3 protein-coding genes are annotated in these 1,754 nt (G+C 44.3%); 2 read left to right on the top strand and 1 reads right to left on the bottom strand.

Going from position 1 to position 1,754, the window contains the following annotated elements:
- The first annotated feature begins 36 nt into the window (after positions 1-36).
- Positions 37-399: a histidine triad nucleotide-binding protein gene (locus A3763_RS13810; RefSeq protein ID WP_068514465.1), complete on the top strand. Its 363-nt coding sequence runs from the start codon at positions 37-39 to the stop codon at positions 397-399.
- Between the two features lie 97 nt (positions 400-496).
- Positions 497-889 carry a hypothetical protein gene (locus A3763_RS13805; RefSeq protein WP_156490586.1) on the top strand — a complete coding sequence of 131 codons (393 nt, stop codon included), beginning with the start codon at positions 497-499 and terminating at the stop codon, positions 887-889.
- A gap of 4 nt (positions 890-893) precedes the next feature.
- Here A3763_RS13805 and trpC read toward each other — a convergent pair whose 3' ends face one another.
- Positions 894-1,724, bottom strand: coding sequence for an indole-3-glycerol phosphate synthase TrpC (gene trpC, locus A3763_RS13800; protein ID WP_068514462.1), 831 nt, complete (start codon positions 1,722-1,724; stop codon positions 894-896).
- Positions 1,725-1,754 lie beyond the last annotated feature (30 nt).

Here is a 1,754-nt window from a genome sequence, read left to right as displayed (position 1 = left end):
TGCTCAAGCCTAAAGGAAGCAAACGAGGAAAAAACAATGACAGAAACGCTATTTACCAAAATTATTGATCGTCAGATTCCTGCAGATATCGTCTATGAAGATGACATCTGCCTGGCATTCAAGGATATTCAGCCAACCGCTCCCGTACACTTGCTTATCATCCCTAAAAAACCAATCGCGACGATTAACGATATGGATGAAGGTGATAAGGAAACATTTGGACATTTGTTCTTTGTTGCCAAGAATATTGCCGCCGATATGGGCTTCGCAGAAGATGGTTACCGTGTTGTGATGAATTGCAATGAATATGGTGGACAAAGCGTCTACCACGTACACCTGCATTTAATCGCTGGTAAACCTTTGGGTTGGCCTCCTTTCACCGAGAAGCTTAAAGTCTGAGCAAGTGTAAACAAGGGTAAAACCATTGCTGACAGACTAATATTTAAGCACCCTCTTCGTTAAACTAGAGCTACCTAAACGAAGAGCGTGGTGAAATATGATCTGGAACCTGGAAGAAAGAAAGTCTAATAAGAGCCTACAGTCAATACTACAAGGCTTGGTATTATTTGCCATGATGTTTTCATTGGCGGCACTTGCTGAAGCTGATGAACTTTCTTCTCGTCTGGAATCACACTTCAATGCCGATAGCTCGTATCGCTTTATCAACTATGAAAGTGTTAATCAGGTGCATGCTGATGAGTATGGCAGCATGCGCTACTTAGTGATGGATTTTGATTTGCGACTTGCCAGTAATGATCTTCAAGGCAGTATTCACCAGATTTGTAATACTGTCTTGGCAGATAGGCAGTTAATAAAAGACCTATCTCGTCATGGCTATGATATGGTTTCAGTATCATTTGATAGGCAGTCACAGTATGACTGCCTATAAATACCTAAAAAAACAAACGCTCTAACTCCTTACCCGGGTCTGCCGCCCGCATAAATGCTTCACCGACTAAGAAGGCGTTCACATCACGTTCTTGCATAGCGATCACGTCTTCTCGAGCATGTATGCCGCTTTCTGTGACCACAATCCTATCTTCGGGAATCTGCTTCAATAAGTTAAAGGTGTTATCGAGTGATACTTCGAAAGAGTGAAGGTCCCGATTATTAATGCCGATTAAGCGAGTTTCCAGCGTTAAGGCATCTTTAAGCTCTGCTTCATTATGAACTTCGACCAAAACATCCAGGCCGATTTCATGGGCGATGCCACTTAACTCCTGCATTTGATCTTTTGTTAGGCAAGCGGCAATCAGTAGCACGCAATCAGCATTCACAACGCGGCTTTCGTAGATCTGATAAGGCGCGACCATAAAATCCTTACGGATAATCGGCAAGGCGCTCGCAGCACGAGCTTGTTGCAAATAGTCCTCATGGCCTTGGAAAAAATCACGGTCAGTAAGTACCGATAAACAGGCTGCACCGGCCTTCTCATAACTTTCGGCAATGGCGGCAGGTACAAAGTCCTCTCGAATAATTCCTTTGCTTGGTGATGCCTTCTTGATCTCGGCAATAATGGCAGGCAAATTGTTCGCGTTCTTGGATTCTATCGCCCGCACAAAGCCGCGGGTCTCATCCCGATCGAAGGCTTGTGCCTTGCAGTCGGCTAGCTTTAGCGTGCTTTGTCTTTCCTCAATTTCCTGCCACTTGCGTGCGACAATCTTTCGCAGAATGGTTGGAGTTTTATCGCTGGCTGAATCTGGGCCAAAAGAAACGTCTGACATAATGAATCCGGTATATAAAGTTATTCTGCA

It is taken from the genome of Oleiphilus sp. HI0128 (assembly GCF_001635365.1).
This window is presented reverse-complemented; position numbering and strand designations above follow the sequence as displayed.

Excerpts from the sequence above, each read along its gene's own strand:
- A3763_RS13810 (WP_068514465.1), top strand. The coding sequence starts at position 37 with ATGACAGAAACGCTATTTACCAAAATTATTGATCGTCAGATTCCTGCA.
- trpC (WP_068514462.1), bottom strand. The coding sequence starts at position 1,724 with ATGTCAGACGTTTCTTTTGGCCCAGATTCAGCCAGCGATAAAACTCCA.
- A3763_RS13805 (WP_156490586.1), top strand. The coding sequence starts at position 497 with ATGATCTGGAACCTGGAAGAAAGAAAGTCTAATAAGAGCCTACAGTCA.